This window comes from Herbaspirillum sp., assembly GCF_017744395.1.
Classification (GTDB): domain Bacteria; phylum Pseudomonadota; class Gammaproteobacteria; order Burkholderiales; family Burkholderiaceae_D; genus Herbaspirillum.
Map to the genome: position 1 here is coordinate 531,907 of NZ_JAGIBI010000003.1, position 14,675 is coordinate 546,581.

Annotated in this window: 14 protein-coding genes; 7 read left to right on the forward strand and 7 right to left on the reverse strand. The window is 64.7% G+C overall.

Annotation, left to right across the window (positions count from 1 at the left end; genetic code table 11):
- Positions 1 to 7 precede the first annotated feature (7 nt).
- On the reverse strand, positions 8 to 925 hold the full coding sequence (locus J7548_RS11255) for a LysR family transcriptional regulator (protein ID WP_290974628.1): 918 nt from the start codon (positions 923 to 925) through the stop codon (positions 8 to 10).
- Positions 926 to 1,115: 190 nt separating this feature from the next.
- Here J7548_RS11255 and J7548_RS11260 point away from each other — a divergent pair, with 190 nt between their 5' ends.
- The 7 genes from J7548_RS11260 to J7548_RS11290 all read left to right on the forward strand — a co-directional run bounded on the left by J7548_RS11260 (position 1,116) and on the right by J7548_RS11290 (position 8,254).
- Positions 1,116 to 2,213, forward strand: a complete 1,098-nt coding sequence (locus tag J7548_RS11260; RefSeq protein ID WP_290974930.1) for a porin — start codon at positions 1,116 to 1,118, stop codon at positions 2,211 to 2,213.
- A 107-nt stretch (positions 2,214 to 2,320) separates the two neighbouring features.
- A complete protein-coding gene (locus tag J7548_RS11265) occupies positions 2,321 to 3,364 on the forward strand; it encodes an ABC transporter substrate-binding protein (RefSeq protein WP_290974630.1) in 1,044 nt (347 codons plus the stop codon).
- 77 nt (positions 3,365 to 3,441) lie between these two features.
- A complete protein-coding gene (locus tag J7548_RS11270) occupies positions 3,442 to 4,302 on the forward strand; it encodes an ABC transporter permease (RefSeq protein ID WP_290974633.1) in 861 nt (286 codons plus the stop codon).
- Positions 4,299 to 5,078, forward strand: coding sequence for an ABC transporter permease (locus J7548_RS11275; protein ID WP_290974635.1), 780 nt, complete (start codon positions 4,299 to 4,301; stop codon positions 5,076 to 5,078). The genes J7548_RS11270 and J7548_RS11275 overlap by 4 nt, the downstream gene beginning before the upstream one ends.
- Positions 5,079 to 5,090: 12 nt before the next feature.
- Positions 5,091 to 6,104: an ABC transporter ATP-binding protein gene (locus tag J7548_RS11280; protein WP_290974636.1), complete on the forward strand. Its 1,014-nt coding sequence runs from the start codon at positions 5,091 to 5,093 to the stop codon at positions 6,102 to 6,104.
- 50 nt (positions 6,105 to 6,154) lie between these two features.
- Positions 6,155 to 7,123: a nucleoside hydrolase gene (locus J7548_RS11285; RefSeq protein ID WP_290974638.1), complete on the forward strand. Its 969-nt coding sequence runs from the start codon at positions 6,155 to 6,157 to the stop codon at positions 7,121 to 7,123.
- Positions 7,124 to 7,153: 30 nt separating this feature from the next.
- Positions 7,154 to 8,254: an adenosine deaminase gene (locus tag J7548_RS11290; RefSeq protein WP_290974640.1), complete on the forward strand. Its 1,101-nt coding sequence runs from the start codon at positions 7,154 to 7,156 to the stop codon at positions 8,252 to 8,254.
- A 134-nt stretch (positions 8,255 to 8,388) separates the two neighbouring features.
- On the opposite strand, the gene J7548_RS11295 is transcribed toward J7548_RS11290, so the two are convergent.
- The 6 genes from J7548_RS11295 to J7548_RS11320 all read right to left on the reverse strand — a co-directional run bounded on the left by J7548_RS11295 (position 8,389) and on the right by J7548_RS11320 (position 14,672).
- The gene (locus J7548_RS11295) at positions 8,389 to 9,129 is read right to left on the reverse strand and encodes a DUF4198 domain-containing protein (protein ID WP_290974641.1); all 741 of its coding nucleotides are present in this window, start codon (positions 9,127 to 9,129) and stop codon (positions 8,389 to 8,391) included.
- Entirely contained in the window at positions 9,126 to 9,611 is a 486-nt protein-coding gene (locus tag J7548_RS11300) for a GNAT family N-acetyltransferase (RefSeq protein ID WP_290974646.1), read from the reverse strand. The genes J7548_RS11295 and J7548_RS11300 overlap by 4 nt, the downstream gene beginning before the upstream one ends.
- A 95-nt stretch (positions 9,612 to 9,706) precedes the next feature.
- Positions 9,707 to 11,113 carry an MATE family efflux transporter gene (locus J7548_RS11305; RefSeq protein ID WP_290974649.1) on the reverse strand — a complete coding sequence of 469 codons (1,407 nt, stop codon included), beginning with the start codon at positions 11,111 to 11,113 and terminating at the stop codon, positions 9,707 to 9,709.
- Positions 11,110 to 12,189, reverse strand: coding sequence for a cysteine synthase family protein (locus J7548_RS11310; protein ID WP_290974652.1), 1,080 nt, complete (start codon positions 12,187 to 12,189; stop codon positions 11,110 to 11,112). Before J7548_RS11310 ends, J7548_RS11305 begins: the two co-directional genes overlap by 4 nt.
- A 32-nt stretch (positions 12,190 to 12,221) precedes the next feature.
- Positions 12,222 to 13,658 (reverse strand): alanine racemase, encoded by a 1,437-nt coding sequence (locus tag J7548_RS11315; protein ID WP_290974655.1) that lies wholly within the window; start codon positions 13,656 to 13,658, stop codon positions 12,222 to 12,224.
- A 6-nt stretch (positions 13,659 to 13,664) separates the two neighbouring features.
- Entirely contained in the window at positions 13,665 to 14,672 is a 1,008-nt protein-coding gene (locus J7548_RS11320; protein ID WP_290974658.1) for an ornithine cyclodeaminase family protein, read from the reverse strand.
- Positions 14,673 to 14,675: the final 3 nt, after the last annotated feature.

The following is a 14,675-nucleotide window of genomic DNA, read 5'->3' on the forward strand; positions in this document are numbered from 1 at the left end:
TCCGCTTTCAAAACCAATGGTTGGCCTGTTTCAGGTCGTTGCGCAGCTCCTTGAAGCAATGGTCGGTCCAACGGCTGCGGCTGACTTCGTTGCGGCGCATGAGCACGATCTTGCGTTTGAGCGTGGGCTGGCGCAGCGGCGCCACGTGCAGGCTGTCGTCGCGCAGGTAGCTGGTATAGAGGCTGGGCATGATGCCGATGGCAATGCCTGCCCGCACCACGCCGTACAACGACTCGCTGTGCACCATCTGGTAGCGCTGCGACGCGGCCAGCCCGTGCTGCATCAGCGCCGCCGAGGCGAATTCCCAGATGCTGCCCTGGGTGAAGATGACGATTTCCTCGCCGGCCATCTGGCGCCATTGCACTTCCTTGGCGCCGGCCAGGGCGTGGTGGCGAGGGACGATCAGCACCAGTTCGTCCTCGAACAGGGGCACCGTTTCCAGCGCCTGGGAATCGGGCGGTTTGATGCCCACGCAGAAGTCCAGCTTGCCGGAATACAAGGCATCCAGCAGCGCGTCGTTGGGCATGTCCTGTAGCATAATTTCCACATGCTGGTCGTGCGCCTGGTTGTAGCGGGCGATCGTCGCGGCGGTCAAAGTCACCGCCGACGGGATGGCGCCGATGCGGATGCGTTGGCGCCCGGTGCCAATGGCGTGCTCGATGTCATTGAAGATATTGGTGGCGGTGTTGAGGAGATGGCGGGCATATTCCAGCACCACCGCGCCTTGCGCGGTCAGGTTGATCTGATGGGTGGTCCGGTCGAAAAGCCTTATCCCAAGCTGGTTTTCGAGCTGCTTGATAGCGGCCGACAGGGCCGGCTGGGTTACCGCCAACTCGTCGGCGGCCCGGCTGAAGCTGTTGGTGGCGGCCAGCGTAACCAGGGCCTGCAAATGCCGCAGAGTGACTTTCTGGTTCAATTTGATCATGGCGAAGATCGCGGCCGCGGGGCGGCGGGGCGCTTTGTTTATAAATTTGGTTTATGAAATTATAAATATAAACAAATTATATTATTTAACCACTTGACCTATTCTCCACACCATTCGCAGCAAATTTAAGCAATTTAGGGCTGCAAGGCCATTATCAAATCGAATGGGGGTAGGCATGATGAAGCATTGGATGATCGGTACGCTGGCAATTCCGGCTGCACTGGCCGCGGTACAGGCACAGGCGCAAAGCAAGGTCGAGATTTATGGCCTGATTTCGGGAGGCATCGGCTACCTGACCAACGAGAAGGGGGCGCACAACCTGGAAGCCTTGTCGGGCACCAACCAGAACCCGCGCATCGGTTTCCGCGGCCAGGAAGACCTGGGCGGCGGCAACAAGGCGATCTTCAACATGGAAAACGGCTTCAACATGATGACCGGCGCCGCCGCGCAAAGCGGCCGCCTGTTTGGACGCCAGTCCTTCGTCGGCCTGTCCAGCAATACCATGGGTACCGTGACCCTGGGGCGCCAGTATGAAGCGGTCAAGGATTACCTGGGCCCGGTGGTGATCGCCAGTAACGGCGTGCACATCGGCGACAACGACAACGGCTACAACAACCTGCGCGCGCAGAATTCGGTCAAGTACGTCAGCCCTTACTTCAATGACTTCAATGTCACCGCGCTGTACGGTTTCGGCGAGGCCGCCGGCGACAGCAGCGTCAACCGCGTCATGAGTATCGGTTCCGGCTACAAGGGCGGCAATTTCCGCTGGGCCGTGGCGTTCACGCAAATGGATACGCCTAACAGCCCCAAGAGCCCGGACGGCGCCATGGGCAACGATTACGCCAGCTCGCTGCTGATCTTCAACAAGAGCGTCGGCGGCGCCGGCGTGCGCCGCCAGCGCATTTCCGGTACCGGCGGTTTCTATACCGTGGGCAACACCGATTTCGGGGCCATGTACAGCAACGTCAAGTACGACTACCTGGACAACACCAAGCTGACCCTGGAGAACTTCGACATCAACCTGGTGAACCATTACACGCCGGCGCTGAACCTGGGCGCGTCCTACTTCTTCACGACCGGCAAGTACGAGACCACCAACACCAGGCCCAAGTGGCACCAGATCAACCTGCAGGCCGACTACTTCCTGTCCAAGCGCACCGACGTGGCCATCACCTACAGCTACCAGTTGGCTGCAGGCGACGCCAAGAACGCCAACATCTTCGGCTTCCCCGCTTCCAGCGACAAGAAGCAGGCCGTGCTGATGCTGGGCATGCGCCACGTGTTCTGACCGGTTCGCCGTCCGGCGCGCCGGCGCCGGGTATCCAGCGCCGGCCGGATCCGCCCTTGGGGGCGGGTCTACAATAGATGACCTTTCTGTCCGTCCTCGGAATCATCATGTTGAACAAAGTCCGTTTTTCCGGTGCATTTGCCGCGGCCGCCCTGGCCATGGCGGTCCTGTCCGCACCGGCCCATGCCGAAAAGCGCACGCTGGTATTGTCGGCCTATCCCATCGCCCAGCCGCTGTTCAACAAGCTGGTCTATGCCCCGTTCAAGGAAAAATGCGGCTGCGAAATCGTGGTCGAGACCGGCAACAACGCCGACCGCATCGCCAAGCTGGATGCGCGCCGCAACAACCCGGTGGTCGACCTGGTGCTGCTGTCGGACTTCGGCATGCTGGAAGCCTCCCGCAAGGGCCTGGTGCAGCCGCTGGATTACAGCCGCCTGAAGAACTACGGCCAGATCTATCCCTTCGCGCGCAATCCCATCGGCGGCAACTATGCCGTCGGCTACACCATCTACTCGGTGGGCCTGGTCTATCGGACCGACAAGATCAAGTCGCTGGACTCCTGGAAAGACCTGTGGAGCCCGGCGATGAAGGGCCGCATCGCCTTGCCTGACGTCAGCACCACCCAAGGCCCGCTGGCGCTGCAGATGGCCGACATCGCCTGGGGCGGCAAGGGCGGCGACTTCGCCACCGGCATGAAGCAGATCCTGGCGGTGAAGAACAACGTGGTGACGTTTACCAAGAACAGCGCCCAGTTGTCGTCGCTGTTCGCGCAGGACGAGATCTGGGCCGCGCCGGTGGCGCGCTTTACCTGGGCGCAATTGATGAAGACCGGCATGCCGCTGAAATGGAGCATCCCGGCCGAAGGCCAGGCGGCCGGCATGAACGTCATGGGCATCGTGGCCAAGGCCAAGAACGCCGACCTGGCTTACCAGTTGATGGACTTCTGGCTGTCCAAGGAAGTCCAGACCGCGCTGGCCATGGAGCTGGTGGATTCGCCGGTCAATACCCAGGTGTCCTTGCCCAAGGACAAGGCGGAATTCAATACCTACGGCGGCGAGCACATCGCTTCGCTCAAGTTCGTCAAGCCGACCGACCTGCTCCAGCATCGCTCGGCCTGGCTGGAACAATGGAACAAGGGCATCAGCAAATAAGCTGAGGCGCCATCCGATGGCGGCATCCGTTCATCGGGTGCCGCCATGTTTTGCTTTTTGTATCGATATCGCGCGACATGCTTGCACAACAAAAAACACGCCTGGGCATCATGCTGGTGACGCCGGCGCTGATCTTCACCGTCGTGTGCTTCCTCCTGCCGGTGGCGGCGCTGCTGCTGGACGCGTTCCGCGTCGGCGGCCCGGACAGCCTGGATGGCGGCGCGCTGCGCTGGAGCCTGGAGCGCTTCGCGGCCTTCTTCGCCGAGCCCCTGCATGTCCAGGTGTTCCTGCGCACGCTGCGCATCGCCGTGCTGGTGACGCTGTGCTCGGCCTTGCTGTGCTATCCGGCGGCGCAGGCCATCGTGCGCGTGTCGCCGCGCTGGCGCGGCCTGGTGCTGGGCATGATGATCCTGCCGCTCATGGTGTCGCCTATCGCCCGCACTTACGCCTGGATCGTGCTGTTCGGCCGCAATGGCGCGGTCAATGCCGCGTTGCTCCACCTCGGCCTGGCCGATGAGCCGCAACGCCTGCTGTTCTCCGAGATGGCGGTGTTCGTCGGCTTGCTGCAGTTGCTGTTGCCGCTGATGCTGATGTCCCTGGTCAGCGCCATGGAGAACATCTCCGCCGACCTCGCGCTGGCGGCATCCACCCTGGGGGCCAATGCTTGGCAAGTGTTCTCGCGCGTGACCCTGCCGCTGACCCAGGAAGGCCTGATCGTCGGCGGCACCCTGGTCTTCACCGGCAGCGTCACCGCCTACGTCACCCCGGCCCTGCTGGGCGGCCCCAAGGTCCTGATGCTGGAAACCCTGCTCTACCAGAAAGTCAGCGTCGAAAGCGACTTCGGCTCCGCCAATGTGATCGCGGTGATCCTGGTGGCCATGACGCTGGCGGTCAACGCCGCCCTCAAACGCATTTCCTCGGCCCGGAGTTCCAAATGAAGCAAGGCTTGTTTTCGCGCATCGTGCTGTGGGCCGTGATGCTGTTCCTGCTAGGCCCGTTCCTGATCGTCTTCCTGGCCGGCTTCAGCGGCGGCGAGACGCTGGCGTTTCCGCCGCCGTCCTATTCCTGGCGCTGGATCGTCGAAGTGGTGGCGGCCGAGGAGTTCCGGCAGGCCTTTTTCACCAGCCTGCAGATCGGCTTGCTGGCCACCGTCATCGCGCTGCTGCTGGGCGTGCCCGTGGCCTATGCGATGTCGCGCACGCCGCCGCCGGGCATGGCCGTGATCAAGCAGGTGCTGACCTCGCCCCTGATCATCCCGGCCATGCTGGTAGGCCTGGGCCTGCTGCGCCATTTCGTGCTGCTGGTGGATGCGCCGGTATTCCTGGGGCTGCTGATCGGCCACGTCGGCCTGCTCACCCCGTATGCGGTGCGCGTGGTGTATTCCAGCCTGGCCAACCTGCGCATGGACATCGAGGAAGCCGCCATCACCCTGGGCGCCACGCGCGGCCAGACCTTCCGGCTGGTGGTGCTGCCCAATATCCGCAGCGCCGTGATCGCGGCCTTCTTCCTGGCTTTCGTCACTTCCTTCAACCAGGTGCCGGTGTCGCTGTTCCTGACCGGCCCCGGCATCAGCACCCTGCCGATCGAAATGCTGGGCCACATGGAAAACAGCTTCGATCCGTCCATCGCCGCTCTTTCCACGCTGCTGGTGCTGTTCACCATGGCTTTCGTGCTGGCCACCGAGAAGGTGCTGGGCATTTCCAAATACATGTGATGTGAGAACGCGATGAGTTACCTGAAATTGCAGCAAGTCTCCCTCGGCTACGGCAACAGCAAGACCGCCGTGGAGCGGCTCGACCTGGAGGTCGCGCAAGGGGAGCTGATCTCGCTGCTGGGCCCCAGCGGTTGCGGCAAGACCACCACCATGCGCGCCATTGCCGGCCTGATTGAACTGCGCGGCGGCAGCATCGCCCTGGATGGGCGCGACATCGGCCGCCTGCCTCCCAACAAGCGCAATATCGGACTGGTGTTCCAGTCCTATGCCCTGTTTCCCCATCTGAACGTGTTCGACAACGTCGCGTTCGGCCTGCGCTTGCGCAAGGTGCCGGCGCCGCAGTTGCGCCAGCGCGTGGAAAAGGTGATTGCCGCCGTCGGCCTGGCCGGCTTCGAATCGCGCTTGCCGGCGCAGATGTCGGGCGGCCAGCAGCAGCGCGTGGCGCTGGCGCGGGCCATCGTCATCGAGCCCAAACTGTTGCTGCTGGACGAGCCGCTGTCGAACCTGGACGCCAAGCTGCGCGTGCAGATGCGCGCCGAACTGCGCCGCATCCAGCGCGAACTGGGCATCACCATGCTGTACGTGACCCACGACCAGGAAGAAGCGCTGGCCATGTCCGACCGCATCGTGGTCATGAACGGCGGCCGGATCGAACAGTTGGATACCCCGGAGCGGCTGTTCAATGCGCCGCGCACGCGCTTTGTCGCCAACTTCATGGGTTTCGAGAACCTGTTCGACTATCGCGAAGGCCACCTGCACGGCAATCGCGGCCAATTGCCGCTGGCGGCGCTGCCGGCCGGCACCGCCTGCGTGGCCTGGCGTCCGCAGCAGGTGCTGGTGGGCGAAGGCCCGTACACCGGCCGCGTGCTGTCGCGCGGTTTCCTCGGCGACAGCGTGGAATACCTGCTGCAAACGCCGATCGGTGAGGTCAAGGGCATGGCGCCGGCCGCCGGCGCCGAGGCGCGCGAAGGGCAGGACGTGCCGTTCAGCCTGCCGGCCGGCGAGGCGCTGTTGCTGCCGGCATAAATTCCGGCGCCCGAACCTCTGTCTCCAACCAGAACAAGCAAGAGCAATCCATGCACAAGATTTGGCTTGATACCGATCCCGGCTTCGACGACTGGCTGGCCATGCTGATGTTGTCGGCCAACCTCGACGTTACCTGGTTGGGCGTATCGGTAGTGGCGGGCAATGCCCCGCTGGTCACGACCTATGACAATGCGCTGCGCATCAAGAAGCACTACCGCCTGGACGTGCCGGTCTATGCCGGCTGCGACGCGCCGCTCGGCGGCGTCGCCGAGACCGCGCAATCGATCCTGGGCGACGCCGGCATGGCCACCATCGGCGAGCCCTTGCCGCAGGTCGATATCGGCGTGCTGGAGGCGCAGCAGGCCGAGCGCCTCAAGCGCTCCCCGTTGCCGCATGCGGTGGACGCGCTGATCGAAGCCATCCGCGCCCATGCCGGCGAGATCACCCTGATGTGCATCGCCCCGCTGACCAATATCGCCGTGGCGCTGCAGCGCGCGCCGGACATCGCGCCGCGGGTCAAGGAGATTATCCTGATGGGAGGATCTTCCGACCAGGGCAACCATACTGCGGCCGCCGAATTCAATATCTTCGCCGATCCCGAAGCCGCCGATGTCGTATTCCGCGCCGGCATCCCGCTGCGCATGTTCGGCCTGAACCTGTGCCGCCAGATACTGGTCACCGGCGCCGAGGTGCAGCAGGTGCGCGCGCTGGGAACGGCGCGCGCGAAATGGCTGGCGGGCTATTTCGACGCCTACATGCGCATCCGCAGTCCCGACGGATCGGTGCCCATGCCCATGTACGACCCGGCCGTGGCCATCTGGCTCAAGCGCCCCGAGCTGTTCAGTTTCCTGCCGGCCCACGTCGACATCGAACTACAGGGCCGCTTTACGCGCGGCATGACGGTTTGCGAATTCCGCGTGCCGCGCCGCGCCCAGGCCAACGCCGAGATCGCCATGAGCGTCGATGGCCCGCGCGCCTTGCAATGCATGATGCAGGAACTGCTGGGCACCTTGTCCTGAGCAGCCCGTCTTCTTTCACCGATAGGCCCTATGACCCCGTTTCAAGAAACGTCCGCGGGAACGTTGTCGCTCGAACAGTTCGTGCGCGCGCTGCCCAAGGCCGAACTGCATTGCCATTTGTTCGGCGCGGTACGGCGCCAGACTTTCATCGACCTCTCCGAAAAGGCCGGCAACCCGGTATCGCGCGAGGAGATCGATGCCTTCTACACGCGCGGCGAAAAGCCGGTCGGCGTGCTGCGCGTGCTGCGCGCGCTGGATGCGGAACTGATCCGGGAACCGGCCGACCTGTACCGCATCGCCTATGAATACCTGCAGGATGCGCACGGCCACGGCGTGGCCTACAGCGAATTCTTCTGGAACCCGACCGGGACGGTGCGCGTCTCCGGCATCGCTTATGGCGATGCCCAGGACGCCATCGTCGCGGCCATCGCCGCAGCCGGGCGCGACTTCGGCATCATCGGCCGCCTGATCCCCAGCATCGACCGCGAAGCCAGTCCGGACGAGGCGGTGGCCATGGTGCGCTGGATGTGCGCGCGGCGCGTTCCCGAGGTGCCCGGCATCGGCATGGATTACCGCGAGAACGATCGTCCGCCGGAACTGTTCGAGGAAGCCTACCGCCTGGCGCGCGAAGCCGGCTTCAAGGCCACCGCCCATGCGGGCGAGTTCGGCATGCCCTGGAACAATGTGGCCACGGCCATCGACCTGCTGCGGGTCGACCGCGTGGATCATGGCTATACGGTCATCGACAATCCTGCCTTGCTGCAGCGCTGCATTGGGCGCGGCCTGGTTTTCACGGTCGTGCCCACCAATTCCTATTACCTGCGCACACTGCCTGCCGAGCGCTGGGCCCAGGACCATCCGATCCGCCGGATGCTGGCGGCCGGCCTGCGCCTGCATCCCAATACCGACGACCCGACCCTGCACCTGGTCACGCCCACCGGCGCCTGGCTGATGATGCTGCATCTGGGCGCCGGCATCGACGACCTGCGCGGCTTCATGCTCAACGGCCTGGACGCGGCCTGGATGGACGACGCCCTGCGCCAGCGCTGGCGCAGCGAGTGGAGCGCGCGCTTCGATGCCTTGCGCATGCGGCTGGCGCCTGGCGATTCCCTGGAACGGGTGAGCACATAATCCACATCACCGGCAGCATCAACATGGACCTGGCGCTGCGTACGCCAACAGGCCCTAGTGTCCGTCTTGAGAACTGTCGGCAAGCTGAAGCGGTTAAGGGTTGGCCGCTAACTGCCACTGCCCTCCACAAAGCGTCAATCCTCGTGCGGGAAGGTAAAAGCCAGCGTTGCCGCGTAACCGTCTTCGTCCGCGTCGGTACGATCGATGCGCTTGACGGTGTGCGAGACCTTGATTACGTTCAGGCCCGCATTGCGGATGTTGAACGCGACTTGGCCCTGCTTGTCGGTCTTGCCGGTGCGTACCTTGGTGTCGCCGGTGTAATCGGTGGCTACCGGCACTCCAGGCAACGGCTTGCCCTGGAACAGTACCTGCACCCGCAGCGATTTTCCTTTCTTCAAGGCCAGCGGATCGCTGAGCGGAATGATCTGCAGCGGGAAATCCGCCGCGCTCAACGTGGTTGAGGTCGGCTGATATCCAGGCGCCAGAATAGTCTGGGTATACATCTGATAAAAGCCGCCATGTTTGGCGCCGGCGACCGCAGTCTTCGGGCCTGGCAGCCATTTCCCGTTCGCGTCCTGGCTCCAATAGCCGTCCTCGAAACTCGCGGCGATGGCTTTGGCGCTGGCGGCGGGTTCGAGAATCACATTGCGTTCCTGCGGCCGGATCTTGATCGTACTCTCCGTACCGTCGGCAGACAGCGCAATGACTTTCTTCACCGCTTCGGGTTTATAGGCGTCATCCACGCCGTTTTCCCCCAGCACCAGCGCCCACTCGCCGGCGCGCTGGGCAACCCAGACGCCGTGAGCCTGGGCCGTCGCTGCGCTCAGAATCCCGGCGAGGGCCAGTGTAATGGGAAGCCATTTGTTTTTCATCATGGAGCCTCTTTTATGGAAAGCGGGATTTGCACATCCGCAGGGGCCAGCATATCCACGTGAGGAATGCCGGTGTCGTCGTACAGGTCGCCGACGCTGATGAAACCGAGGCGCCGGTAAAAGCGCTCCAGTCTCGCCTGGGCACTGATGCGCATCGGCATGCCCGGATAGAGCGCCGTGGTGCGCGCCATGGCCTGTTTCATCAAGGCCTCGCCGGCGCCTTTGCCGCGCAGCTGTTCCGCGACGATCAGGCGGCCTATCGATGGTTCGGCATAGCGCACCCCCGGCGGCAGGACGCGCGCATAGGCCATCAGCGCACCTTCGTTGTCATAGCCCAGGCCGTGCAGGCAGGCCGGGTCGAAACCGTCGGCGTCTGGATAGAGGCATTCCTGCTCGATCACGAAGACCTGCTGGCGCAGGCGGATGGCATCGTACAGTTGTTCCAGCGAGAGTTGGTCGAAGGTTTTCCAGATCCAGTGGAGCATGGGCATTTTCCAAAAAATGGTTGGAGCGGATCGTACCGCTCAGTTAATCGCCGAATGGCATTGATGCGAGCAGGGCGTCATTTCAGCCGATCGCCTTACTGCGCCAATTCATAGTGTGCGGCCTCATTGCCGGTCGTCCGCTCCGCAATCAGGCGGCGGAAACGGATGAGCAGTTGCGCGGCGGTCACGATCAGCCCCAGCATCAGTCCCAGCCAGACGCCCGCGGCGCCCAAACCGAGCCAGTGGCCAAGCAGCCATGCGCCGGGCAGGCCGACGGCCCAATAGCCGATCAGCGTCATCACGAAAGACGATCCGGTTTCGCCGGCGCCGCGCAGGATGCCGATGCCGATATTCTGCGCGCAGTCGAAGACCTGCAGCACGGCCGCCAACAGCAGCAGCTTGCCCGCGATCAGCAGCACGGTGGCGTCGCCGGCGCCGGTGTCGCGCAGAAAGGCCGCCAGCACCAGTCGCGGCGCGATGCAATAGATCGCCCCGATGAGCGCCATGCAGGCCATGCCCATGCCGAGACCCGTGTAGCCGTAGCGGCGCGAGGTGGCGATGTCGTTCTGCGCCCAGGTGCGGCTGATGCAGATCGAGGTGGCATGCGACAGGCCGACCGAGACCATGAACACGATATACACCGCCTGGTTCACCACCGTATGCGCGGCCAGCGCATCCGCGCCCAGCGAACCGACCAGCAGCGCGATGACCGCGAAGAAGCCGGCCTCCGAGCCATAGGTGGCCGCCACCGGCAAGCCCATCTTCCAGGTACGCCACAGCGCCTGCGGCGCGGTCTTCCAGATGCGCACCGACAGCAAGCGCGCCAGCACGGGATCGCGGCGAACGACCAGCAGGAACGCCACGAAGGAAAACAGATTGACGATGGTCGCAGACAGCGCGATGCCGGTCAGCCCCATGCCCGCCATGCCGAACGCGCCCACCGTCAGCACATAGTTCAGCGCGATGTTGACGACTACCGCCGCCAGCGTGATCGCCAGCAGCGGCCCCGGTCGCCGCAGCCCGACCGTGAAATTGCGCAGCGCCTGGAACCACAGCAAGGGCAGGATGCCCGGAGCGGAGGCGAACAGGTAGTCCGCCGTGCGCGCCACCACGGCCGCGTCCTGCCCCATCCAGCGCAAGGCATGGCCGGCGCCTAGCATCACTGCCCAGAACACCAGGCCGGCCAGCGTCGCGATGGCGAAGCTGGCGCGTACCATGCCGCGCACTTCGGCGGCGGCGTGAGGCGTTTCCAACCCGGCCGCGGCGGCCGTCGCCACCAGGTTGCCGGTGGGCGTGACCAGGCCGACGCCGGTGGTGCGCAGCAAATTGAACACCGCCAGCGCCAGCCCGCCGGCGGCGATGTCCAGCGGGCCGAGCCAGCCCATCATGACCACGCCGGTGGTCGAGAGCGCCACCTGAGCGAACTGCGTCAGGATCAGCGGCGCGGCCAGCGCGCCGATGTGTGCGATATCGGCTTTCAGCATGGACGGGGAGAGGCTCATGCGCGCTCCGGCGATTGACCCGTCAGCTGCGCCAGCATGCCGTCCAGCTCGGCGCCGACCGAGGCGTCGATGAGATTGCGCTCATTCATCCAGTCGTCATTGAAGACGGTATCGAGATACTTCTCGCCGCCGTCGCAGATCAGCACCACGAAGGTGCTGCCCGGCGGCGCAGTCTCGATGCGCTTGATCGACTGGTAGAGCACGCCGCCGCCGGAGCCGCCGACCAGCAGCGCGTATTTGCGGGCGATGTAGCGCGCCGTGTTGAAGGCTTGCTTGTCGGAGACCTTGAGCCCCTCGTCCAGCAGCTCGTAATCGACCAGCGCGCCGATCTCGGCGCCAGGCGGCGTGCCGGTGCCGGATTGATAGTAGGGGCCGCCGGGGCCGCCGAAGGCGATCGAGCCTTCCGGTTCGATGCCGATGGTGCGTAGCAGCGGCAGCCGGGTTTTCAGCGCGCGCGCCGTGCCGAACAGCGAACCGCCGGTACCGACCGCGCCGATCAGGTGCGTGATGTCTTCGCCCAGCGCGTCCAGCAATTCCTCGGCGACATAGGCGTAGCCGTTGCCGTTGGCCGGATTGTTGTGCTGCTCGGTCCAATAGGCGTCTTGGTCGGCCGCGATCCTTTCGGCCAGCGCTTCGCGGTCGGCGGTGGCGAGCGAATCGCCGCCGTCTTCGTTGACGTAGATCAGTTCGGCGCCGAAGGCTTGCATCGCGCGCAGCTTGTCCTTGGAGGCGTGATGGTCGACCACCGCGGTGAAGCGATAACCACGCTCGGCCGCAAGCAGGGCCAGGCCCATGCCGGTATTGCCCGAGGTGGATTCGATGACCCAGCCGCCCGGCGCCAGCAGGCCTTGCTGTTCGGCTTCGTCCAGCATCTGGCGCGCCATGCGGATCTTGGCGCTGCCGGTGGGATTGTTCTGCTCCAGCTTGAGCAGGATGCGGCTGCCGAAGCGCGTGCGCAGCAACTCCATCAGCGGCGTGCCGCCGATCAGCTCCGAGACGCGCTTGACGATGCCGGCGGCATGCCTGCGCTCGGGCGCGGCGATGAGGGACAAGACCTGCGGGGATTGACGATCCATATTGTTTCTCCTTCGGGGATAAGGAAGATGATTTATGCGAAGTCGGCGTGCGGACGGCTATCCAGACGCCAGCATGGCTTGCCCTGATGCATCGTGACGACGACCTTGGCTGGCAGGGGTAAATCGTGGAAGGGCGATTCGTTGGAATCCATCTGATAGCCGGCGGTGTTCAGGTAGAGCAGCAGATCGCCGGGCTGCGGGGGCTGCGGGAATCGGATCTTGCGCCAGCTCACCATGTCGCCGTCGAGGCAGCTGGCGCCGCCCACGCAGGCGGCATAGGCATCGCCGACGGCGCCGTCCTGCCGCGGCAGCAGCAGGGGATCGGGAATGTATTCGCTGTTGAACCACTGTTCGGAGAGGCTGAAGCTGGTGCCGCCGACGGTGACGATGCCATAGTCCTGCCCGGCATCGCCGGCGCCGTGCCTGTGCTTCACGCTTTGGATCTCGAACGCGGTGAAGCCGGCCTGGTCGAGCAGCGCCCGGCCGGGCTCCAGCAGCGTGCGAATGTCGTGTTCACGCAGGCGCAGCGCCAGCGCGCGCCCGTCAACGGCGTGCGCCAGGATCGCCGACAGCATCTCGTGGCCGGGAGCGGCGCTGTAGTAGGGATAGAAGTCGTCGAAGGATTTGCCGGCATGGTAGTGCCGCGGCTGTTGCTGCCGCAGGAAATCCGACCAGTGCGCCTCATCGACGTAGCGCACCGCGAAGCCGCCGCCGATATTGATGCTCGCGCACAGCGCGAGGCCCCGGCTGCGCGCGTCGAGGCAGGCATCGATCATGCGATGGGCTTCTTCCGCGCGCGCGGCGATGCTGTAGCCGGAGAGATGGAAGGAGAAGCCTTCCATGTCGATCACGTCGCGATGCGCCAGGCACAATTGCAACGCGGCTTCGCGTTCCTCGGGCGACATGCCGAAGCGGCTGCGCGGCTGGCTGGCGGGACGGCAGCGCAGCAGCACCCGGCCGCGGTAGCCGCCGAGCAGGGCCTTCACGGTTTGACGGGCTTGCGCCGCGAAGACGCGCAATTCTTCCACGCTGTCGATGGCTACCAGGCAGCGCTGGCGCAGCGCCAGGTTCAACAGCGCCGGATGCTTGCCGGGGCCGGTGATGCCGATATGCGCGCCGGGTACGCCGCAGCCCAGTGCCTGCTCGGCTTCCTGCAGGCTCGCGGCATCGACGCCGATGCCCAGCGCCGGGCATTGCTCGACGAAACCGCGGCCTTTGTTGGCCTTTTTCGCGAACAGGACGAAGCCGCTCACGCCGGCCTCGCCCAGCGCGCGCTTGAATTGCCGCGCGTTGTCGGCGAACACCTCCGGCAGCAGTACATGCAAGGTGCTGCCCAGGCCATGGCTGAGCTGACGCAGCAGGTCGCGATGGCGGCCGGTCAGTTCGGCCGTGAGCGGATGCTGCAGCGCCGGAACCCGCGGCAGCGCAAATGGCGTGGCGCCGAGCGCCTCATCGTGGAATCGATCCATGCCGGCTCACCACAGGCGTATGGTCTGGCCCAATTGCTGGGCGCGGGCGCGTTCGGCAAACAGCCGGCCAAGCGCGATGTCGGTGACGATCATGCCGCTGTTGTAGGCGAAGATGCGCTGGTCATCGTGTGCGCGTCCCGGCTTGTTGCCCGCCAGGATGTCGGGCAGTTCGGCATCGACCGCCGGCAATGCGCCTTCGGCATCGGCCAGATCGGTGCCGGTGACGCGCATCTGGGCTTCGCTGGTGGCCACGCGATGGTCGGCCTGATGCAGCAGTTCGGCGTGCAGGCCGTAGCCGACCAGGATGGTCAGCGCGCCGGGCCTGATCCAGGCGCGTCGCACCGCGCCGTAAGTTTTTTCCGAGGCCGGGCCGGCTGCGCCGATGATGATATCGGCGGCGCGCGCCGAGCGTTCCAGATCGGTGGAGACTTCGATATCACGCTCTGGGTAGTGCGCGCGCAGGCGTTCCCTGGCCGCGGCGATGCCATCTTCGTGATTGCCGTGGATGATCAGCCGTTCCAGCTGAGGCATGGCGGCGACCAGGAAAGGGAAGGCGTTCTGTCCCTGTACGCCGCTGCCGATCACCAGCGCGGTCCGGGCGTCGCCATGCGCGCAACTGCGCGCCAGCAAGGCCGATGCCGCCGGCGTGCGCAGCGCGCCGACCAGGCTGCAATCCATCAGCGCGATCGGCAGGCCGGTGATGTCGTCATACAGGAGCAGCGAGGTGTAGTACTTTTGCAGCGACTGCTCTTTGTCGGCGTTGAATTTGTAAGAGGTCTTGAACGCCACCGTCTGCCTCTCGCCGTCGCGGCCCAGCATCGAGTAAGCCAATGAGTGGCCGTCGTCGGGCTTGGCAGCGAGCTTGCGCGGATTGGCGGACAGGCCGGCGGCATAAGCCTTGTAAGCGCCTTCGACGGTGCTCAGCACCTCGGCCAGGGAATAGCGCAGACCGGCCAGGTCTTGCTTGTTGAGGACGCAGATGGAGCCTGCGTCGACTGCATTGATGGAAGCCATGGT

Coding starts and splice junctions, on each gene's coding strand:
- J7548_RS11310 (WP_290974652.1), bottom strand. CDS start 12,189: ATGGATCGTCAATCCCCGCAGGTCTTGTCCCTCATCGCCGCGCCCGAG.
- J7548_RS11320 (WP_290974658.1), bottom strand. CDS start 14,672: ATGGCTTCCATCAATGCAGTCGACGCAGGCTCCATCTGCGTCCTCAAC.
- J7548_RS11295 (WP_290974641.1), bottom strand. CDS start 9,129: ATGATGAAAAACAAATGGCTTCCCATTACACTGGCCCTCGCCGGGATT.
- J7548_RS11265 (WP_290974630.1), top strand. CDS start 2,321: ATGTTGAACAAAGTCCGTTTTTCCGGTGCATTTGCCGCGGCCGCCCTG.
- J7548_RS11305 (WP_290974649.1), bottom strand. CDS start 11,113: ATGAGCCTCTCCCCGTCCATGCTGAAAGCCGATATCGCACACATCGGC.
- J7548_RS11290 (WP_290974640.1), top strand. CDS start 7,154: ATGACCCCGTTTCAAGAAACGTCCGCGGGAACGTTGTCGCTCGAACAG.
- J7548_RS11270 (WP_290974633.1), top strand. CDS start 3,442: ATGCTTGCACAACAAAAAACACGCCTGGGCATCATGCTGGTGACGCCG.
- J7548_RS11280 (WP_290974636.1), top strand. CDS start 5,091: ATGAGTTACCTGAAATTGCAGCAAGTCTCCCTCGGCTACGGCAACAGC.
- J7548_RS11260 (WP_290974930.1), top strand. CDS start 1,116: ATGATCGGTACGCTGGCAATTCCGGCTGCACTGGCCGCGGTACAGGCA.
- J7548_RS11315 (WP_290974655.1), bottom strand. CDS start 13,658: ATGGATCGATTCCACGATGAGGCGCTCGGCGCCACGCCATTTGCGCTG.
- J7548_RS11285 (WP_290974638.1), top strand. CDS start 6,155: ATGCACAAGATTTGGCTTGATACCGATCCCGGCTTCGACGACTGGCTG.
- J7548_RS11300 (WP_290974646.1), bottom strand. CDS start 9,611: ATGCTCCACTGGATCTGGAAAACCTTCGACCAACTCTCGCTGGAACAA.
- J7548_RS11255 (WP_290974628.1), bottom strand. CDS start 925: ATGATCAAATTGAACCAGAAAGTCACTCTGCGGCATTTGCAGGCCCTG.
- J7548_RS11275 (WP_290974635.1), top strand. CDS start 4,299: ATGAAGCAAGGCTTGTTTTCGCGCATCGTGCTGTGGGCCGTGATGCTG.